The sequence below is a fragment of the Phocaeicola sp. HCN-40430 genome, from assembly GCF_037890285.1.
GTDB classification, from domain to species: domain Bacteria; phylum Bacteroidota; class Bacteroidia; order Bacteroidales; family Bacteroidaceae; genus Phocaeicola; species Phocaeicola acetigenes.
Genome location: NZ_JBBKBS010000008.1, coordinates 79363 through 98919 on the forward strand (window position 1 = coordinate 79363; position 19557 = coordinate 98919).

Genomic DNA, 19557 nt, shown 5'->3' on the forward strand with positions numbered 1-19557 from the left:
AAAATCATTGTCTGCCACTCTGTCACGAGTTTACTGCAACATACGTTCTTTTCCCCAGAAAAAACGGGACACTTTACACCGGTCCATACACCAGGCTATCAGAAAGCTTCCGGCCAGCACAAAACTTACCGATACAATCAAAAAACACATTCCTGAAGTATCAAAACTGAAGAAAGATACAAAAGATTTTGTAATTACCGTGAAAATAGGGGAGAAAACCAATATCACAAACGTATTTCTGCCAATATACAGGCATGCGTCTCTCAACTTTCCCGGTATAGAAGGATAAACAGTCAGTCCCATGCTAATAGCCAAATATACCATGGCCACTCCTCCCCACGTAAAGCAATTCAGATTCTGTTCATTGGCAGACAACCAGATAAAAGGCAGTATTCCCCACCAGGAAGTCTTGAAGAAAGCGGTAAAAGAAAGATTGCAGCGACGCAACATAATTCCTCCCCAGAAATAAAGTACATGAGGCAGAGAACTGATATGAAGTACTGTAGATTCGACTGCCAGACATAAAGCCAACACAATGGAAAACGATAGCGTATTTTTCAACCATCTCCTTCCTACTCTGTCGAGCAGATAATAAGTCGTACTACATAACATAAGTGTATGCAAATACCAGTAAGGGCCCAATGGATGGAGAAAAAGTTTATCGGTCCAAACCGTCAGACTCAGTTCATCCACTCCGTCACGTACCGGCAAAATGGACGACATCACTATATATCCGCTTTCCATCACGGCATAAGGAACAAAAATCCAACCCATGGTACGGAAAAAGGCAAGCGGCTTTTTGGAAATACTGACAAGATAGCCGGAAATAAGAAGAAAGGCCGGCATGTGAAACGTATAAACCAGCTGTTTGGCATATGGATACTTATCACCGATATAGACCAGATGAAACACAATCATCAGGATAATGAATACACACTTCAAAAAGTCGAGCTCTTCTATACGTTTTTTCATGGGAATTACAGTTAAATAAAAAAAGCGGAGAGGTTATTTCTAACTTCTCCGCTTCAGTACCCAGACCCGGGGTCGAACCGGGATGGATGTTACTCCACTGGTGTTTGAGACCAGCGCGTCTACCGATTCCGCCATCTGGGCATTTCTCTTAATGCGCTGCAAAGATAGAGATTTATTTTCAACCTCCAAAATATTTCTGCATTTTTTATCGAAAATATTAGCTGTTCATTGAAAATGTATATTATTCTGAGTTGGTCACAAAAAAGAAAAAAGAGCTACTATTTTATCAAAGGCTATTACCAATTATATTGAATTATCTTATTTCTGTATAATCGCTTTATGAGCTTTTATTAATGTCGTAGGAGATTCCTTTTCAACAGCAAGAAATAGTTTGATTTTTTCAGCCAAACTCATACTGATTTGATCTGTGTGCTTCCGCCACCATTTATAAAATTTGACAGGAACATCGCTATACGGGACTGAAGCCTGTATGAGATTGGGATAACCGGGAAACTCTATCAAAATCTTAAGTCTCATAAAATCTCTATAATATGCGAAGTGTTGTAGTCTCAACTTATTTGTAAGAATTTTGTAGTCATCCTTCTCTATGGTTATCTCATATTCTACGATAGTCCTATGTAATGCAACCGGATCATCAACAAGCCATCTTTTTATTTGCTTTGTTTGATGACCTATTGTGAGCATATTGTCCCTATTATAAAACTCCTGCTTCCGCGGTAGAAACAATGTTTCGTGGTGCCCATTTCCCGAATGCACTGGTCCTGCAAATTCTGGCACAAAAGATTTATTATCTTTCAGATATCTCAGTACATCAATATGATTAACTATTCTGCCTGGATATTTTTCAAATAATTCATCGTTCGACATTCCCAGGAAGAAATCTTCTATCATATTCCAACGATTCTCATTACTGAAATAATTAGTAAAGAAATGTTCAAACAATGAACAACTTACTTTATGCCTGTTTTTAACAGACTCAAGAATAAAATTACTATATTTATTGTTCGTAGAATCTTTTTCTATTCTTCGAGGATCATTGAGACGTAAGAAGATTTTCGGATCATCTCCTCCTGTTGTTGCAAAAGTACCAAGTCCCATGATTTCCAATAAAGAACCTAGTCTGATATGATTCTTCAAGGGAATATCGTTAATTGACAAATATCTGTCCGTTGATTGATAGTCTTTACCGTCAAAAAGGTGAGAAAAGATTCTTAATAACTGTGCAAATTTTGCTTCATAATTCGTACTGAACACTTGATATTGCATTGTTGTACCTTGATGTCGTCGCTGTAAGAAAGAATCTCCTTCAAGCATATGGTTGTTTTGTAAATATCCCGAATAAGTACCTAAAATAAAAGACACTATTTTTTCAATATTATATTTTGTATTCAGATGTTTGGTCAATACCTCTACGAAGTCTTTATAAGTAAAGAATGTACCTCTTAATCTGAGTATAGCGAATGATGTCTTGATGGCATTTAAAACTCCTTTCACCTCTGGCAAAACTTCTCTATAAATCTTGTCAATTTTAATGGTAACCTTTATCTGAGGTGTTAGCTCAATGCCTTCTTCTGCCAAAAACTTCTGTCGATAAAATTCACTCTTTATTTGTGGAAAACTACGATCGGAGAAATGTTTAGACCAAATTTGGTCAAGATTTAATTCTAAGGTATGATATGTGCCTGATAAATGCAATATTTCCCTAAAACACTTTCCGTATTTCTCTGTCAATCTATCCAAGCCAATTTGATTAGTCCTAGCATATACTTTAGTAAACAATTTCTTTGGACGAGCTATGAGTACATTAAATCGTGTTTTTATCAGATAGTCTTTTTCTATCATCATTAGAGCAGTGGCTACTTTTTGGTCAATCTCGTCTGCAAAATCAAAGATATAAGCAAAGTCATTGGCTGCCACAAGCATGTTTCTCTTTTTACCATTAGTGTTGAAACTACGAATAATTTTACTTAACACTTCTTTAAGCTGGAATGTTTTTAAAGAAGATATGCCAAAGAGTTGTTTACTATAGCGCAAATCAGATTTAGAAAATGTAAGTGCAGCGAAGCCTTGGATTTCTTTCTTTCGAGCAGCACGACCAATTTCTTGAATATAATCGGGAAGCAAACCTGATGGAGCATGATGATATACGACCTGTATGTCGGGAATATCTACCCCCATACCAAAGGCTTTCGTTGCAATCATTATTTTGCAGCGATTATTTTTAAATGACTGATAGGCAAATTTCTGTTGGTCTGCCAACATTCCACCATGGAAAGCTACGGTCATTTCAGGATCAATCAGGTCGCACTTTTCCTTTAACCTATTAATATGCCTTGTATATGGTGCATATACAATTCCTTTCATGCCCAATTCATGGATACCACTTACAAAGTTGACGGTCTCCGTTTCTTTGTTTTGGTCATAGCCTCCTGTGGAATAATCTTCATGAGTATCTATAACAAACTCTATGTTTTCACGACGCACATTACCAATAAATTTATGAGGGTCATGCATATTTAGACTGTTGATGCTATCGAATACCATGTCATTTACTCCACCATATACAGCTGTTGCAGTCAATGCGACCAGTGGGAACATATAGTTATTGTATTTGCGTACCTTATTGATGTGATTACCCAAAAACCAATAATCTACACGAAAGTCACGCCCCCATGTTGTAATTAAATGGGCTTCGTCAACTATAAGTAATCCCAGCTTTCTTTCGCCAATGAAATAATGTATATCGTAAGATAAAAGTAATTCGGGTGATAAATACAATATATCAACATCCCCACGCTTACACCCATCAATAATTTTATCCCTATCTATCAGTGTCAAATCACTATTGATAAACTCCACTCTGTTATATTGGCGTTCCGAACGCAACGCTTCAACTTGATCGGTCATTAGTGCTTTCAATGGCGAAACAACTATTGTTACATCTCCTTTCGATGCGGCGTAGAAAGCCGGCAACTGGAAAATCAGTGATTTACCAGCACCTGTTGGGGCTGTAATGAATATGTCGCGTGGCTGGATGCCCTCACAACCATTCTTGTATTCTTTAATGATAGTATCTACCAGCAAACCTTGCGACACAGGTATAATATCATTGCTTAGTTCCGGATTTTCGTAAACCAAAATGTTTCTAAACTCAGCGGTCTCTCCCCAATATTTCTTCAACAGGGTAACGGATTCGTTTGTTGGGATATAGCCTTTCGGTACAATTTCATCCCTTTGGATGTAGATGCCTCCAGCAAAACGTGACAGCAAATAGTTAAACTCTTGAAGAATTTTCGAAGTAGCTTTGTTAAAGATGTTCTTGTCAGAAACTTTAACGAAAACTTGTTTTTGAAAATTGTCTTCTTCAAGACACTCATTTGCCAATACATCTATTCCATATGGATCTGAAATAACATCAAGAATACATATGTCGTCATTTGCCGTCATTTGAGCAAGAGAAAGTTCTTTCTTTATGTTAAAAAAAGGTTCCTTCTTCAAACTATCATTGAAATGTTTTAAAGAATAGAAGTAATGATCGCCCACTTTCATTTGTTCAGCTTGATAAACAGGCATCTCGTCTGGACGTCTTTCAGTCCCAGTATCATCGGCTTTTTCAATATAGTTTTCCTTTGCTATTGGGTATAAAGTACGCAGATTATCATAGACTACAACAATTCTATCTTTGAAGAAATCTTCATTCAAATATTCATTGATACTTGCATACTGTTGATGTGACAAAATCTGAAAAGAAGTTGCAGATATGAGTTTGGGGAATATTGTTCCGAACCATGCTGCTGAAAACAAATCAAGATTACCTTCTTTGTCAAATGTATCTTTGTCTGTTACATAGTCGTTGAACTTCTCTATTTGTATATAAGGAGTAATTCCGCACAATACAAATATAGAATTTATATTAATTGCCGTATGTTTCTTGATTATCTTCTCAAAAGCACAGGTGTATATATTCTTCAGCTTACCACTCATTATGCAATTACATTTAATCGTATCTAATTCAATTTAAGGATCTGTCACAAAGCACCTCTATAGGAACAAAATGGGAACATTCTTAAAATAAAAAAGGATAAGTCGTTATCATCAACTACTTATCCTTTCTTTTGTACCCAGACCCGGGGTCGAACCGGGATGGATGTTACTCCACTGGTGTTTGAGACCAGCGCGTCTACCGATTCCGCCATCTGGGCATTTCTCTAATGCGCTGCAAAGGTAAGAACTTTTTTCATTCCTGCAAAACAAATCGGGACTTTTTCTTCCAAAAGAATAAAAATATCCTCATTTTCTTCATCAGAAAGACAAAACACATCACTTTATATAAAAAAGAATCTGCAAACCATCGAAAACAGTCTGCAGATTCCTTATTTATATTTTAAAGCTAAATTACTTTTCGATGCTCAGCAATTCTACTTCGAAAATCAATGTAGAGAAAGGTTTGATGTTACCAGCTTCTCTTGAACCATATGCCAAGTCCTGTGGAATATAAAGTTCCCATTTAGAACCTACAGGCATCATAGTCAAAGCTTCTGTCCAACCCTTGATTACCTGATTAGCACGGAAAGTTGTAGGCTCCTTACGGTCGTAAGAGCTGTCGAACTGAGTACCGTCAATCAAAGTTCCTTTATAGTGAACTTTTACACGAGAAGTATCGGCAGGCACTTCACCCTTACCTTCTGTAATCACCTTATACTGCAAACCACTTGGTGTAGTCTTAACTCCTTCTTTACCTTTGTTTTCTGCCAAGAAATCTTCGTTCTGTTTTTTGTAGTCAGCATATTTTTCTGCCAATGCTTTTTCTTTGATTGCTTCTGTACGTTCCTGAACATACATTCTTGCAGAATCAGCAGATACAAGTCCTTTTTCTTTTACTGCAGAAATAAAACCTGCCAAGAAGTTTTCTTTGTTCAATTTGTTTACAGAATCACCTCTGAACACCTGATTATTGATAGCATCAAACATTTCACCACTAATCTGCAAACCAATCTGCATACCAGCCAAATATGCTTTCTGTTTAGCATCTTCTACAGTAGTACCTTGCTGGATACCTTTGATGAAGTCTGCTACATAAGCAGAATCTACTCCCAAACGTCCGGTAGCATAGTCCATCAATCCCTGAGAGTTAGTCATACCCAACATATAAGACAAAGTATCTACATCACTTTTCATATTTGCCTTTGGGCCCTGAGAGCTACATGATGCCAAACCTGCAGCTGCAGCCAGCATCATTATTACTGTACCTTTTTTCATTACCTTTTATTTTTATATTTTTAATTATAATACTTCAATCAATTCAACCTCGAAAATCAGTGTGCTGTGAGGAGGAATCATTTCTCCGGCACCTTGTGCACCATACGCCAAATCAGAAGGAATATACAGTTTCCATTTTGCACCTTCCGACATAAGCTGCAAAGCTTCTACCCATCCCTTTATTACCTGATTTACACCAAACACAGCCGGTTCGCCACGCTTGATAGAACTATCGAACAAAGTTCCGTCAATCAAGGTTCCTTCATAGTGGCAACGTACACGGTCTGTTTCCTTAGGCTGCTTACCGTTTCCGGCAGTAATTACTTCGTACTGCAAGCCGCTTGGCAATGTTACAATATTAGGATTCTTCTTGTTTTCTTCGAGGAATGCCTTTCCTTTAGCAATATTCTCCGCATTCATTTTCTCTTCCAGTTCTGTGAAATACTTATTTACAATTTCACGAGCTTCTGTATGCGTGATAGCTGTCTGGTTTCCCTCTAATACGTCTTTGATAGCCTGTGCAAAGTCGTTTACTTCAATACCGCGAGCACCCATGCTCAGTAAGTTCTGGCCTATTCCCAGACCAATGGCGTAACTGAATTTATCCATGATTGAATTTTATTTAATATATCATTCTTTTTAACAAACGTGGCAAAGGTATCTTTTTTCTTTGAATATGAGCCGCTTCAAGCGATTAAATTTTCTTATTTTTGTGTATTATATAAATAAAGGTATAAAGATGAAAAACTTAGTTGTATTAACAGGAGCCGGTATGAGTGCTGAAAGTGGCATCAGTACCTTCCGCGATTCCGACGGACTGTGGGAACGATATCCGGTAGAACAAGTCGCCACTCCCGAAGGATATGCGGCAAATCCTAAACTGGTAATAGACTTCTACAACGAACGGCGTAAACAGTTGCTTGAAGTAAAGCCCAACCGGGGACACGAGCTACTCGCGGAGCTGGAACAGAATTTCAATGTAACCATCATTACACAGAATGTAGATAATCTGCATGAACGGGCCGGAAGTACACACGTAGTCCATCTGCATGGTGAACTGACCAAAGTCACTTCGAGCTACCAACCTAATAACCCGGACTATATTAAAGAGCTTAATCCCGAACAGTATGAAGTCAAAATGGGCGATACGGCTGAGGATGGATCACAGCTTCGTCCGTTTATAGTATGGTTTGGCGAAGCCGTTCCTATGATTGAAACAGCTATTCATTATACCGAGCAGGCGGATATCTTCGTTATCATCGGCACCTCACTCAACGTATATCCGGCCGCAGGATTACTGAATTATGTTCCTTATGGAGTACCGGTGTACCTGATCGACCCGAAAGAAGTAAAAATCAACTCCGGCAGACAAGTCAATGTGATTCGGGAAGGAGCTTCGGAAGGAGTTTATGAGTTAAAAAAGATTTTATTAAAAGATAGAAAGTAAACAAATTCTTTCTATATTTGTTTTTAGAAAAGACAGTATTATTAATATTAACTCAAAAATAAAGATAGATTATGAAAAAGTACATTTGCACTGTATGCGACTGGGTATATGATCCTGAAACTGGTGATCCGGAAAGCGGTATCGCAGCGGGAACTTCGTTCGAAGATATTCCAGAAGATTGGGTATGCCCCGTTTGCGGAGTAGGCAAGGAAGACTTCCAGGTAGTAGAAGAATAAATTGCATTATACTACAACACAAGGCTGTTTTCATATGAAAACAGCCTTGTGTCATTTTATACCTGTCTTTATTTCCAATTGCATAAATATGATGCAACGAATAAAGCTGTTCGACATTGCTTATAATCTGCAAACAATGGCATCGCTATAGATGCTATTTACTAACAGAAGAATAAGAATAAAAAAAGATTCCCCAATCCTACAGGAATCAGGGAATCTTTTACTATAACATATATAAACAAAGTTTATTTCTGCTCTTTATTGTGCTGAGGACGTCTTTCACGTTTAGGCTGTCCTTCACCCGCATTCATACCTTCCGGTTTAGGTAACAACACCTTATGAGAAAGTTTGAATTTACCGGTCTTCGGATCGATATCCAGCAACTTCACATCAATTTCGTCACCTTCTTTCAGACCAGATTCTTCGATTGTTTCCAGACGCTTCCAGTCGATTTCAGAGATATGAAGCAAGCCATCTTTACCCGGCAAGAATTCTACAAATGCACCGTAAGGCATTACAGAACGTACCTTACCTTTGTATACTTCACCGATTTCAGGCACTGCAACGATACCCTTAATCAAACGCATTGCATCGTCGATAGCCTGTTTATTGTTGCCAGAAACTTCAATGCGTCCTACTCCATCTACTTCTTCAATAGTAATAGTAGCACCGGTTTCTTCCTGCATACCCTGAATGATCTTTCCGCCCGGGCCGATTACAGCACCGATAAATTCTTTCGGAATAGTCATTGTTTCGATACGCGGAGCATGTGGTTTCAAGTCTTCACGAGGTTCTGCAATACATTCTGTCAGTTTACCCAAGATGTATTCACGACCTTGTTTAGCCTGAAGCAATGCTTTTTCCAAAATATCATAAGTCAAACCGTCGCACTTGATATCCATCTGAGTAGCAGTGATACCATTCTTTGTTCCGGTTACCTTAAAGTCCATATCACCCAAGTGGTCTTCATCGCCCAAGATATCAGACAATACGGCATATTTTTCTTCTCCAGCATTCTTGATCAATCCCATTGCAATACCAGATACCGGGTTCTTGATAGGTACACCGGCATCCATCAGTGCCAATGTTCCGGCACATACAGTAGCCATAGAAGAAGAACCGTTTGATTCCAGAATATCGGAAACCACACGTACACTATAAGGATAATCTGCAGGAATCTGTCCCTTCAGCGCACGCCAAGCCAAATGGCCGTGACCGATTTCACGACGACCTACACCGCGCTGTGCTTTTGCTTCACCTGTAGAGAACGGAGGGAAGTTATAGTGCAACAGGAAGCGTTCCTTATGCTGATCGAGTACATCGTCTACAATCTTTTCGTCCAACTTAGTACCCAATGTTACAGTACTCAAAGACTGAGTTTCACCACGTGTAAAGATAGAAGATCCGTGAGGACCAGGCAGCGGACTTACTTCGCACCAGATAGGACGGATTTCTGTAGTAGTACGGCCGTCAAGACGTTTGCCTTCGTCCAAGATGCAGCGGCGCATTGCTTCTTTTTCTACATCATGGTAGTAACGGTCTATCATGCCTTCTTTTTCTTCAAGCTCTTCCTCAGTAAACTGAGCCTTGAACTCTTCACAAATAGCGTCGAAAGCCTCCTGGCGTTCGTGTTTGTTTCTATTGCCTGAAGCAGCAACTTCGTATGCTTTTGCATAACAAGCTTCGTGAACAGCCTTACGCAAGTCTTCGTCGTTTTCTTCGTGGCAGTATTCACGTTTTACAGTCTTACCCACTTCTTCCATCAGTTCCATCTGTGCTTTACAGTGTACTTTGATCGCTTCGTGTGCAAAACGCATTGCTTCGAGAAGGTCTTGTTCAGAAACTTCGTCCATTTCACCTTCTACCATCATGATATTTTCATAAGTAGCAGCTACCATCAAATCCATATCAGCTTTTTCCAATGCTTCGAAAGTAGGATTGATAACGAACTGTCCGTCGATACGTGCCACACGAACTTCTGAAATCGGACCGTTGAATGGAATATCTGATACAGCCAAAGCTGCAGAAGCAGCCAGACCAGCCAAAGCATCCGGCATATCCACTCCGTCTGCCGAATACATATTAATTGTTACATATACTTCTGCATGGAAGTTGTCCGGGAACAACGGACGTAATGCGCGGTCTACAAGGCGGCAAGTCAGAATTTCATAATCCGAAGCTTTTCCTTCACGTTTGGTAAAACCTCCAGGAAAACGTCCGAACGCTGAATATTTCTCTTTATACTCCACCTGAAGCGGCATAAAATCTGTACCGGGAACTGCATCTTTTGCTGCACAAACAGTAGCCAGCAACATGGTGTTACCCATGCGTAGCATAACAGCACCATCTGCCTGTTTTGCTAGCTTTCCCGTTTCGAGCGTAATGGTTCTTCCATCACCCAACTCGATCGTCTTAACAATAGGATTGATCATAAAAAATGTTTTAATGTAAATTCATCATAAATACGCGCAAAGATAGGCATTTATATATTAACAAAGGAGGGAATTAGATAAAACTTTCATTTATAATCTGTTTTTATACATTTATTGATGATTTTCAAGGCAAAAACAGAGGGGAAAAAGCAAGAAGAAACAGTAAAAACTTTGTGAAGTCATGAAAAGCCGTATCTTTGCAAATCGAATATAATGAGAACTGATAATGAAGAAAAATGCTTATATCGCAGCCGCATTGCTGTCGGCAGGGCTGGTTGCCTGCAACAACGAACCTGCTTTTAAAGTAGAAGGTGAAGTAGCACAAGCTACAGACAAAATGTTGTATTTTGAACAAACAGGTCTGGAAGGTATCGTAACCATCGACTCCGTTAAACTTAATGACAAAGGTGCATTTTCTTTTTCAGGTGCACGTCCCGAATCACCCGATTTTTACCGTTTACGCATCGGAGAACAGGTAATCAACTTTACCGTTGATTCTACGGAAACCGTCACTATTCATGCCGACTTCAATAAATTCGCAACCGATTATCAGATTGAGAATTCAGAAAATAACGAAAAGATTAAAGAGCTGGTCCTGTTGCAAGCAGACTTACAGCAGAAAGTCAATCAATTAGGAGAATCAGGACTTCCTATCGGAGTGGTACAGGACAGCCTGCAACAAATGGTAAATGCCTATAAGGAAAAGGTAAAGAAGAATTACATCTTTACCGGTCCTAACAAACCGTATTCTTACTTTGCCCTGTTCCAGCAGCTCAACGGACTGATGATTTTCGACCCGTTGAACGACAAAGAAGACATCAAATGCTTTGCTGCTGTAGCTACCAGTCTGAACAACATGTATCCTCATGCAGACCGTTCCCGCAATCTGTATAACATGGTAATCAAGGGAATGAAAAATACCCGTACTCCACAAGCCAAACCTCTGGAAATTCCTGAAGACAAAATACAGGAGGCCTCTATCATTGATATTCCTCTTATGGACATAAAAGGAAATATCCGACATCTGACCGATTTAAAAGGAAAGGTCGTGCTGATAGACTTTACAGTGTATGCCAACGCGGCATCGGGAGCACACAATTTGACACTTCGCGAATTGTATCAGAAATATGCTTCACAGGGCTTGGAAATCTATCAGATTTCATTGGATACAGACGAACACTTCTGGAAAACAGCATCCGATAATCTGCCATGGATTTGCGTACGCGACCCACAAGGACCGTACTCAACTTATGCAAACATATATGGAGTAACACAGCTTCCAACCGCTTTTCTTGTGAACCGTGAGAATGTGTTAAGTGTAAGAATCGGCGAAAAAACCAATTTGGAAGAAGCAATTAAGAAATTATTATAATATGTTGAAAAGCATGCTAAAATAGCTCGATTATATACTTGACAGATATTATAAAAAGACCTATCTTTGTCAAAGATACAAAATAAGAAAGGGTTCCGGCATTGTTTACATGTCGGGATTCTTTTTTGTTTATAGGATAGAAAAATTAGTAATAACAAATAAAAAAGGAGAAAATTATGGCTTACATGTCAGAAGAAGGCTACCAGAAACTGGTTGCCGAATTAAAACACTTAGAATCGGTAGAGCGCCCGAAAATCGTAGCTGCTATTGCCGAGGCTCGTGACAAAGGAGACTTGTCGGAAAATGCAGAATACGATGCTGCAAAAGAAGCACAAGGCTTGTTGGAAATGAAAATCAACCAGCTGAAAGCAACTATCGGTGACGCAAAAATCATCGATACTTCCAAGTTGAAAGCCGATACTGTACAGATCCTGACTCGTGTAGAGTTGAAGAATGTAAAGACCGGCATGAAAATGGCTTATACTATCGTATCAGAAAGTGAAGCAAATCTTAAACAGGGCAAGATCTCTGTTACTACTCCTATTGCACAAGGCCTTTTGGGTAAAAAGGTGGGTGATGTAGCAGAAATTACTATTCCACAGGGTACAATTAGCTTGGAAATTACAGGTATATCATTTTAATCAACAAAGGCAAGTCTGCTTTATGCAGGCTTGCCTTTTTAATACCATACCATTATGGCAACAATATTCAGTAAAATCATTGCAGGTGAAATTCCCAGCTACAAGGTAGCAGAGAATGAAAATTTCTACGCATTCTTGGATATCAATCCACTGGTAAAAGGACACACACTCGTAGTTCCTAAAAAAGAAGTCGACTATATTTTCGACTTGAGTGATGAAGAGCTTGCAGCAATGCATGTCTTTGCCAAATATGTTGCAGCTGCCATCCAAAAAGCATTTCCATGCAAAAAGGTAGGAGAAGCTGTCATCGGACTTGAAGTTCCACATGCTCATATTCATCTGATTCCTATACAAAAAGAGTCGGATATGATCTTCTCTAATCCGAAACTGAAACTGAGCGATGAAGAATTTAAAGCCATCGCTCAAGCCATTCAGCAAGCATGGACAGATAATGCCCAATAATTTTTCCTCCTTAACTATATATGAAAGCCGTCCCTTACCGTTTGGGATGGCTTTTTTCGTATCTTTGCAAAAAAGATTCACTATGAAAAAGAACTACTTCCTTCTGTTATTTATTCTTTTCATGTCCTGGCTCCCCTCCCTAGCACAGACTTACAAGATACAAGGCAGTGTGATAGACAAACGTACACGCGAGCCGTTAGAGTTTGTCAATGTATTGGTAGTAGGACTAAACTCCGGTGCCTCTACCGACTCTGAAGGAACTTTTACTATAGAACAGGTACCTCCCGGCATTTACCGTCTACAAGCTTCCAGCCTGGGATACAAAACCGTACTTACTCCAGAATATCGGGTAAATCATATTACCCCACATATTCAAATAGAAATGGAGGAAGATGAACTGACCTTAGATGCCGTAACCATTACCGCTTCTCCTTTCCGTAGAGTAGCAGAAAGTCCGGTAAGTCTACGCGTCATCGGGCTAAGAGAAATAGAAAAAGCTCCAGGAGCTAATCGCGATATATCCCGTGTTGTACAGAATTATCCGGGAGTAGCCTTTTCTCCCATCGGATACCGTAATGATTTAATTGTCCGTGGTGGAGGTCCCTCTGAAAACCGTTTCTATCTGGACGGAGTGGAAATACCTAATATAAACCATTTTAGCACACAAGGAGCCTCCGGAGGTCCGGTTGGTCTGATTGATGCCGACCTGATACGAAGCGTAGAGTTTTATAGCGGTGCCTTCCCGGCCAACAGAGGAAATGCATTGAGTTCTGTACTCGACTTCAGTCTGCGAGACGGAGATATGGAACACAACTCCGTAAAAGCCACATTAGGAGCTTCGGAAGTAGCCCTGACCTCGAACGGACATTTAGGCAAAAAAACATCTTATCTGGTATCAGTACGCCAATCCTATCTGCAAATGCTGTTCAAAGTTCTGGGATTACCTCTCCTTCCGGCTTATACAGATGCTTCCTTTAAGATAAAAACACGCTTCAATCCGCACCATGAGCTGACAGTTTTAGGCCTGGGAGGTATAGACCGAATGAAACTGAACTTTGATATTGAAGGTGAAGATGCCGAATATATATTGGGATACTTGCCTAAAATAGAACAGGAAACATTTACATTAGGAAGTGTCTACCGCCACTATGGTGGTCCGCATATACAGACCATTACTGTCAGTCACAGTTATCTGAATAACCGTAACCTGAAATACCGGGATAATGATGAAAGTTCGGAAGACAACCTGACATTACGTCTCCGCTCCATAGAACAGGAAACCAAGATAAGAATGGAGAATACTTCAAACTGGAGTGTATGGAAAGTGAATCTGGGAGCCGAACTGAATTATTCACAATATGACCAGAACAGTTATCAGCAGTTATTCACAGACCAAATTCATGTGTTCGACTATAAGACCAATCTGAATATGCTACGCTGGGGAATATTTGCTTCAATTGATTATACCTCGGCAGACGAGAAGTTTACAGCTTCACTGGGAGTCCGGGCCGATGGCAATAACTACAGTGATAAAATGAAAGAAATGTGGAAGCAGCTTTCTCCACGCCTTTCTGTTTCTTATCGGCTGGCAGAAGGTCTGTTCTTAAGTGGACATCTGGGACAATATTATCAACTTCCGCCATATACTGCTTTAGGATTTAAAAAAGAGGGACGAGCTTACACTAATCAGAATCTAGACTATATATCTGTTTCACAAAAAAGTCTCGGACTGTCTTGGAATCCTAACGAAACAATGGAACTGTCTATAGAAGGATTTCACAAACAATACAAGCATATGCCTTTCTCCATAAACGATGGAATCCCTCTTTCCTGTAAAGGTAACGACTACGGGGTAATAGGAAACGAAGCACTGCGATCGGATGCAGAAGGACGCTCCTATGGGGTAGAAATGATGTTCAAGTGGTTAGTGGCCCAGAAACTGAACCTATCTTCTTCCCTCACCCTCTTTAAAAGTGAATTCAAGTCGAAAGAAAATGAAAGCTATATTGCATCGGCATGGGATAACCGTTTCATCTTCAATGTGAGTGGTACCTATAGTCTTCCCAAACAATGGAGTATCGGAATGAAAGCAAGCTGCATAGGAGGAGCTCCTTATACTCCATATGATGAAGAAAAGTCGTCACTTGTAGAAGCATGGAATGCACAGGGAAAAGCATACTATGACTACAGCCGGTACAATACAGAACGCCTTCCTTTCTTCGGACAGCTGGATGTCCGCGTAGATAAAACTTTTTACTGGAAGAAATGCATGTTCGGAATCTATCTGGACATACAGAATATTACTGCCAGCAAACTGAAACAACCCGACGTACTGATGAGTACAGGTACTATAGAGAATCCTTCGGCAGCTCCATCCGAACAACGCTATGTAATGAAATACATCAAGCAGGAAAGTGGCACATTGCTTCCCACTTTAGGCATCACTTTTGAATACTAATCTACCCAATAGATAACAAGATACTTTAGAAAGACAAAGGGACTGTTCCGGCAGCAAGCTGCGAAACAGTCCCTTTGTCTTTTCTTATATATAAAGAATCAGGAGAACTTTTCTCCAAACTTCATTTCCACATCATTTACAAACTTACGGATGGCATTATGATCATCTTTCTTACAAATGAGAAGCACATTATCGCGAGCTGCAACCAAATATCCTTCCAATCCCTGTATCACAGCCAATTTACCTTCCGGCATCAGAACTACATTATCTTTACAATCGTACAGTAATGTATTACTATTGATTATCACATTCTTATCGTGATCTTTAGGAGACGTTTCATACAGCGATTCCCATGTACCTAAATCAGCCCATCCAAAATCGCAAAGTTGTACATACACATTATTAGCCTTCTCCATGATACTGTAATCAATAGAGATATTAGGGCAAGAAGTAAAGTCGGGTACATCGCACTCCACACGTGGACAGATTTCGGACATCATTTCATGAAATGCTTTTAGAATGGTATTCACATGCCAGATAAAAATGCCTGAATTCCAATAGAACTCATTGCTTTGCACAAAAATCTCGGCAAATTCTTTTGCCGGTTTTTCTATAAAGGTCTTTACCTTGAAGAAATCACCCTCTTTCTCTTCATCGATTTGTATATATCCATATCCTGTTTCTGCCTTTGCCGGCTTTATACCGAGTGTAATCAGTTTATCCGTACGCGAAGCAAACTCAAGTCCTTTCAGAATAGCTTCCCGAAAGCGTTCTACATTTAATATCAAATGATCAGCCGGTGCCACTACAATTGTAGCATCAGGATTAATCTTCTGTATTACATGAGAAGCGTAAGCAATAGAAGGAGCAGTATTTCTTCTTTCTTCTTCAATAATCAACTGATTTTCTTTTATTTCAGGAAGCATTTGCAAAACCAAATCCTTATAATCACGATGTGTAGTGATATAAATATTCTCTACCGCTACAATCTGTTTATATCTTTCAAACGTTTGCTGCAACATCGTTTGTCCGGTTCCGAAAAAGTCAAGAAACTGTTTAGGTAGTGATTTACGGCTATAAGGCCAAAAGCGTCGCCCCATACCTCCAGCCATAATTACACAATAAAAATTATTATTGCCCATGATAAAAGAATCAGTTTTAAAGTTTATGCTAAGATAAGTTTTATTTTAGAAGAATCCAGCATAAAGGCCTTTAAATAGTGTTAGAAAATTGCTTTTTTAAAAGAAACGATATGGCTCCTACTATATTATAACTCTTAGCAAAGTACTTCGTATGCTTTCATCCACAATCATACAAGCACTATACGAAAATAATATGCCCACACCCCAGGGGGCTATAACTTTCGGACAAGACACAAATAAATAAAAAGTTTATCAGTATTTATTTCTATAGAAAACTAAAAAAGCCACAGAAACACAATAGAACATGTTTCTGTGGCTATGATATTGAAAGCTATATTATAGCTGTACTGTTTTCATGATTTTATCTAATGCACCAGCATGGGCTGATACATAGTTTCCGGCATTTTTCCCAGAAGCAGCAAGAGAAGCAGGATCTTTTATCCAATTATCCATTAAGGCATTAAATTCTTCAGCTCCAGTTATCTCAAAACCACCTTTGCATTGTTTCAATCCTTGTGCTTCGAGAAACTTTTTATTGTTAGGTCCAAAAACAACAGGAATACCGTAAACGGCAGCTTCCAGTGTATTATGAATACTTACGCCAAATCCTCCTCCTATATAGGAAACTTCTCCGTAACGATAGATAGAAGAAAGAAGTCCAAAACAATCGATAATCAAGCAATCTGCCTGTTTCACATTTTCTTCTGTCGCCTCAGTATAACGCACCACAGGGCGTTTCAATTTCGCCATAATTTCTTTCAAATGGCTTTCACTGATTACATGAGGAGCTATTATCAGCTTCATCTCCGGATGACTGTTGAAGTAAGGTATAAAAATATCTTCATCCGGTGCCCATGAACTGCCTGCTACAAGCGTCAGTGCATTTCCTTTGAATTGCTCTACCAAAGGAAGATTTTTGGCTTGATTACAGATTTCCAGTACACGGTCGAAGCGGGTATCTCCCACAATCGTAGTATTGGATATACCAATTGTCTTCAACAAACGAACTGACTCTTCGTTTTGCACGAAAAGATGAGTAAAACTTTTCAAGGCATCTTTATAGCATCCTCCATACCAGCGGAAAAAGATTTGTCCCGGACGGAAGATAGAGGATACGCTATACACCGGAATCTGGCGGCGATGTAATTCTTCCAGATAATTTTTCCAAAACTCATACTTAATAAAGAAAGCCATGTACGGATGTGCCAGGTCGATAAACTTCTTTACATTTCCCGGTGTATCAAGTGGCAGATAGCAAACCACATCGGCTCCTTTGTAGTCTTTTCTCACTTCATAGCCTGATGGAGAAAAAAAAGTCTGCAAAATCTTGTAGTCCGGATATTGTTTCCGGATTGCTTCTATAAGAGGACGCCCTTGCTCAAATTCACCTAAAGAGGCAGCGTGAAACCATAAATAGCGGGCAGAGGGGTCTATATGCTGTTTCAAGATGGAAAAGGACTCTTTCTGTCCTTTCACCATCTTTGATACTTTTTCACTGAAAAGTGCAGCCAAACGGACTGCACTTACATAAAGAAATATAATCAGATTATAAATCATCACACTTGGTTTTTATTTGAGTACCTCTACAGCACGGCGCATACGTCTTACGGTCTCTTCCTTTCCCAATACAGCAGAAATATCAAACATATGAGGTCCCTTACCTTCACCAACCAATGTAAGACGGAACGCATTCATAATGTTACCCAAATGATAGCCTTTGTCTTCAATCCACTTCATCACAACTTCTTCCTGATGAGCCAATGAGAAATCATCTAATGATTCCAATAAATCGGCCAATTCCAACATACGTTCTGCAGAATCTTCTTTCCAACGTTTCTTTACGGTCTTCTCATCGTATTCTACAGGAGCAACAAAGAAGAACTTACAAGTTTCCCACAATTCCTTCACGAAGCTGACACGTCCTTTCATCAGTCCTACAACAGTAACCACTGTTTCCATAGGAGCTTCTATTCCGTGTTCTTTCAAGATAGGCATAAACAGTCCGGCAATTTCTTCATCGCTCTTCATCAGGATATATTCGTGATTAAACCATTTACCTTTTTCATAGTCGAACTTAGCACCAGCTTTGCTACAACGGTGAAGGTCGAACAATTTAATCAGTTCATCCATGGACATCAGCTCCTGGTCATTACCCGGATTCCATCCCAGCAAAGCAAGGAAGTTGATTACAGCCTCCGGCAGATAACCCGATTCGCGATATCCCGAGGAAACTTCTCCTGATTTCGGATCGTGCCATTCCAGAGGGAATACAGGGAATCCCAAACGGTCGCCATCACGCTTACTCAACTTACCGTTTCCATCCGGTTTCAGCAACAAAGGCAAGTGAGCGAATTCCGGCATCGTATCTTCCCAGCCAAATGCACGATACAACAGTACATGCAAAGGTGCAGAAGGAAGCCATTCTTCTCCACGAATTACATGAGAGACTTCCATCAAATGGTCGTCTACAATATTAGCCAAGTGATAAGTAGGAAGTTCATCTGCCGATTTATACAGCACCTTATCATCCAAAATAGAAGAATTAATCACAACTTCTCCGCGAATAATATCGTGTACATGTACGTCTTCGTTTGGCTCAATCTTGAAACGAACTACATACTGTTTGCCTTCTGCAATCAGTGCATCCACTTCTTCCTTACTCATGGTAAGAGAGTTGCGCATTCCACCACGAGTAGATGCGTCATACTGGAAGTTTGGAATTTCCTTACGTTTTGCATCCAGTTCTTCCGGAGTATCGAAAGCAATGTAAGCCTTTCCGTTATCCAGCAAGACCTGTACATATTTCTTATAAATATCGCGACGCTCCGACTGACGGTATGGACCATAATTTCCTCCGAAACTTACCCCTTCATCGAAATGAATACCTAACCATTTAAAAGATTCGAGAATGTATTCTTCTGCTCCCGGGACGAAACGATTTGAGTCTGTATCTTCAATACGGAAAATCAGCTCTCCTCCATGCTGACGGGCAAACAGATAGTTATACAAGGCAGTACGTACACCGCCGATATGCAATGCACCGGTAGGACTGGGTGCAAAACGAACTCTTACTTTTCTTTCTGACATAGTGGTTTCTATCTAAAAATACAGTGCA

The 19557-nt window shown here is 39.7% G+C and carries 14 protein-coding genes and 2 tRNA genes; 6 read left to right on the plus strand and 10 right to left on the minus strand.

Features of this window, described 5'->3' with window-relative positions:
* Nucleotides 1–30: 30 nt before the first annotated feature.
* From WKU26_RS05295 to WKU26_RS05320, 6 genes are all read right to left on the minus strand, one after another.
* Complete coding sequence (locus WKU26_RS05295; RefSeq protein WP_340321168.1) at nt 31–972, minus strand: acyltransferase; 942 nt, start codon at nt 970–972, stop codon at nt 31–33.
* Nucleotides 973–1029: 57 nt separating this feature from the next.
* Nucleotides 1030–1113 (minus strand) — tRNA-Leu (locus WKU26_RS05300).
* Nucleotides 1114–1290: 177 nt separating this feature from the next.
* Nucleotides 1291–4977, minus strand: a complete 3687-nt coding sequence (locus tag WKU26_RS05305; RefSeq protein ID WP_340321169.1) for a DEAD/DEAH box helicase — start codon at nt 4975–4977, stop codon at nt 1291–1293.
* Nucleotides 4978–5111: 134 nt separating this feature from the next.
* Nucleotides 5112–5195 (minus strand) — tRNA-Leu (locus WKU26_RS05310).
* A 193-nt stretch (nt 5196–5388) separates the two neighbouring features.
* Nucleotides 5389–6252, minus strand: coding sequence for an FKBP-type peptidyl-prolyl cis-trans isomerase (locus WKU26_RS05315; protein WP_340321170.1), 864 nt, complete (start codon nt 6250–6252; stop codon nt 5389–5391).
* Nucleotides 6253–6276: 24 nt separating this feature from the next.
* A complete protein-coding gene (locus WKU26_RS05320; protein WP_340321171.1) occupies nt 6277–6861 on the minus strand; it encodes an FKBP-type peptidyl-prolyl cis-trans isomerase in 585 nt (194 codons plus the stop codon).
* Nucleotides 6862–6991: 130 nt separating this feature from the next.
* Here WKU26_RS05320 and WKU26_RS05325 point away from each other — a divergent pair, with 130 nt between their 5' ends.
* Nucleotides 6992–7699 (plus strand): SIR2 family NAD-dependent protein deacylase, encoded by a 708-nt coding sequence (locus WKU26_RS05325; RefSeq protein ID WP_340321172.1) that lies wholly within the window; start codon nt 6992–6994, stop codon nt 7697–7699.
* Nucleotides 7700–7770: 71 nt separating this feature from the next.
* Complete coding sequence (gene rd / locus WKU26_RS05330; protein ID WP_340321173.1) at nt 7771–7935, plus strand: rubredoxin; 165 nt, start codon at nt 7771–7773, stop codon at nt 7933–7935.
* A 245-nt stretch (nt 7936–8180) separates the two neighbouring features.
* Here rd and pnp read toward each other — a convergent pair whose 3' ends face one another.
* On the minus strand, nt 8181–10367 hold the full coding sequence (pnp, locus tag WKU26_RS05335) for a polyribonucleotide nucleotidyltransferase (protein WP_340321174.1): 2187 nt from the start codon (nt 10365–10367) through the stop codon (nt 8181–8183).
* A 226-nt stretch (nt 10368–10593) separates the two neighbouring features.
* Between pnp and WKU26_RS05340 the strand changes: the two genes are divergently transcribed.
* The 4 genes from WKU26_RS05340 to WKU26_RS05355 all read left to right on the plus strand — a co-directional run bounded on the left by WKU26_RS05340 (nt 10594) and on the right by WKU26_RS05355 (nt 15300).
* Complete coding sequence (locus tag WKU26_RS05340) at nt 10594–11739, plus strand: DUF4369 domain-containing protein (protein ID WP_340321175.1); 1146 nt, start codon at nt 10594–10596, stop codon at nt 11737–11739.
* A gap of 176 nt (nt 11740–11915) precedes the next feature.
* Nucleotides 11916–12380, plus strand: coding sequence for a transcription elongation factor GreA (greA, locus tag WKU26_RS05345; RefSeq protein ID WP_340321176.1), 465 nt, complete (start codon nt 11916–11918; stop codon nt 12378–12380).
* Nucleotides 12381–12434: 54 nt separating this feature from the next.
* On the plus strand, nt 12435–12842 hold the full coding sequence (locus WKU26_RS05350) for an HIT family protein (protein ID WP_340321177.1): 408 nt from the start codon (nt 12435–12437) through the stop codon (nt 12840–12842).
* 82 nt (nt 12843–12924) lie between these two features.
* Nucleotides 12925–15300 (plus strand): TonB-dependent receptor, encoded by a 2376-nt coding sequence (locus WKU26_RS05355; RefSeq protein WP_340321178.1) that lies wholly within the window; start codon nt 12925–12927, stop codon nt 15298–15300.
* A gap of 98 nt (nt 15301–15398) precedes the next feature.
* Here WKU26_RS05355 and WKU26_RS05360 read toward each other — a convergent pair whose 3' ends face one another.
* From WKU26_RS05360 to gltX, 3 genes are all read right to left on the minus strand, one after another.
* Complete coding sequence (locus WKU26_RS05360; RefSeq protein ID WP_269877918.1) at nt 15399–16442, minus strand: mannose-1-phosphate guanylyltransferase; 1044 nt, start codon at nt 16440–16442, stop codon at nt 15399–15401.
* A gap of 336 nt (nt 16443–16778) precedes the next feature.
* Nucleotides 16779–17999: a 3-deoxy-D-manno-octulosonic acid transferase gene (locus tag WKU26_RS05365; RefSeq protein ID WP_340321179.1), complete on the minus strand. Its 1221-nt coding sequence runs from the start codon at nt 17997–17999 to the stop codon at nt 16779–16781.
* Nucleotides 18000–18011: 12 nt separating this feature from the next.
* Nucleotides 18012–19529, minus strand: coding sequence for a glutamate--tRNA ligase (gene gltX, locus WKU26_RS05370; protein WP_340321180.1), 1518 nt, complete (start codon nt 19527–19529; stop codon nt 18012–18014).
* Nucleotides 19530–19557: the final 28 nt, after the last annotated feature.

Bases quoted from the DNA above. Each gene is read 5' to 3' on its own strand.
- WKU26_RS05295 (WP_340321168.1), bottom strand. From the start codon at position 972: ATGAAAAAACGTATAGAAGAGCTCGACTTTTTGAAGTGTGTATTCATT.
- WKU26_RS05305 (WP_340321169.1), bottom strand. From the start codon at position 4,977: ATGAGTGGTAAGCTGAAGAATATATACACCTGTGCTTTTGAGAAGATA.
- WKU26_RS05315 (WP_340321170.1), bottom strand. From the start codon at position 6,252: ATGAAAAAAGGTACAGTAATAATGATGCTGGCTGCAGCTGCAGGTTTG.
- WKU26_RS05320 (WP_340321171.1), bottom strand. From the start codon at position 6,861: ATGGATAAATTCAGTTACGCCATTGGTCTGGGAATAGGCCAGAACTTA.
- WKU26_RS05325 (WP_340321172.1), top strand. From the start codon at position 6,992: ATGAAAAACTTAGTTGTATTAACAGGAGCCGGTATGAGTGCTGAAAGT.
- rd (WP_340321173.1), top strand. From the start codon at position 7,771: ATGAAAAAGTACATTTGCACTGTATGCGACTGGGTATATGATCCTGAA.
- pnp (WP_340321174.1), bottom strand. From the start codon at position 10,367: ATGATCAATCCTATTGTTAAGACGATCGAGTTGGGTGATGGAAGAACC.
- WKU26_RS05340 (WP_340321175.1), top strand. From the start codon at position 10,594: ATGAAGAAAAATGCTTATATCGCAGCCGCATTGCTGTCGGCAGGGCTG.
- greA (WP_340321176.1), top strand. From the start codon at position 11,916: ATGGCTTACATGTCAGAAGAAGGCTACCAGAAACTGGTTGCCGAATTA.
- WKU26_RS05350 (WP_340321177.1), top strand. From the start codon at position 12,435: ATGGCAACAATATTCAGTAAAATCATTGCAGGTGAAATTCCCAGCTAC.
- WKU26_RS05355 (WP_340321178.1), top strand. From the start codon at position 12,925: ATGAAAAAGAACTACTTCCTTCTGTTATTTATTCTTTTCATGTCCTGG.
- WKU26_RS05360 (WP_269877918.1), bottom strand. From the start codon at position 16,442: ATGGGCAATAATAATTTTTATTGTGTAATTATGGCTGGAGGTATGGGG.
- WKU26_RS05365 (WP_340321179.1), bottom strand. From the start codon at position 17,999: ATGATTTATAATCTGATTATATTTCTTTATGTAAGTGCAGTCCGTTTG.
- gltX (WP_340321180.1), bottom strand. From the start codon at position 19,529: ATGTCAGAAAGAAAAGTAAGAGTTCGTTTTGCACCCAGTCCTACCGGT.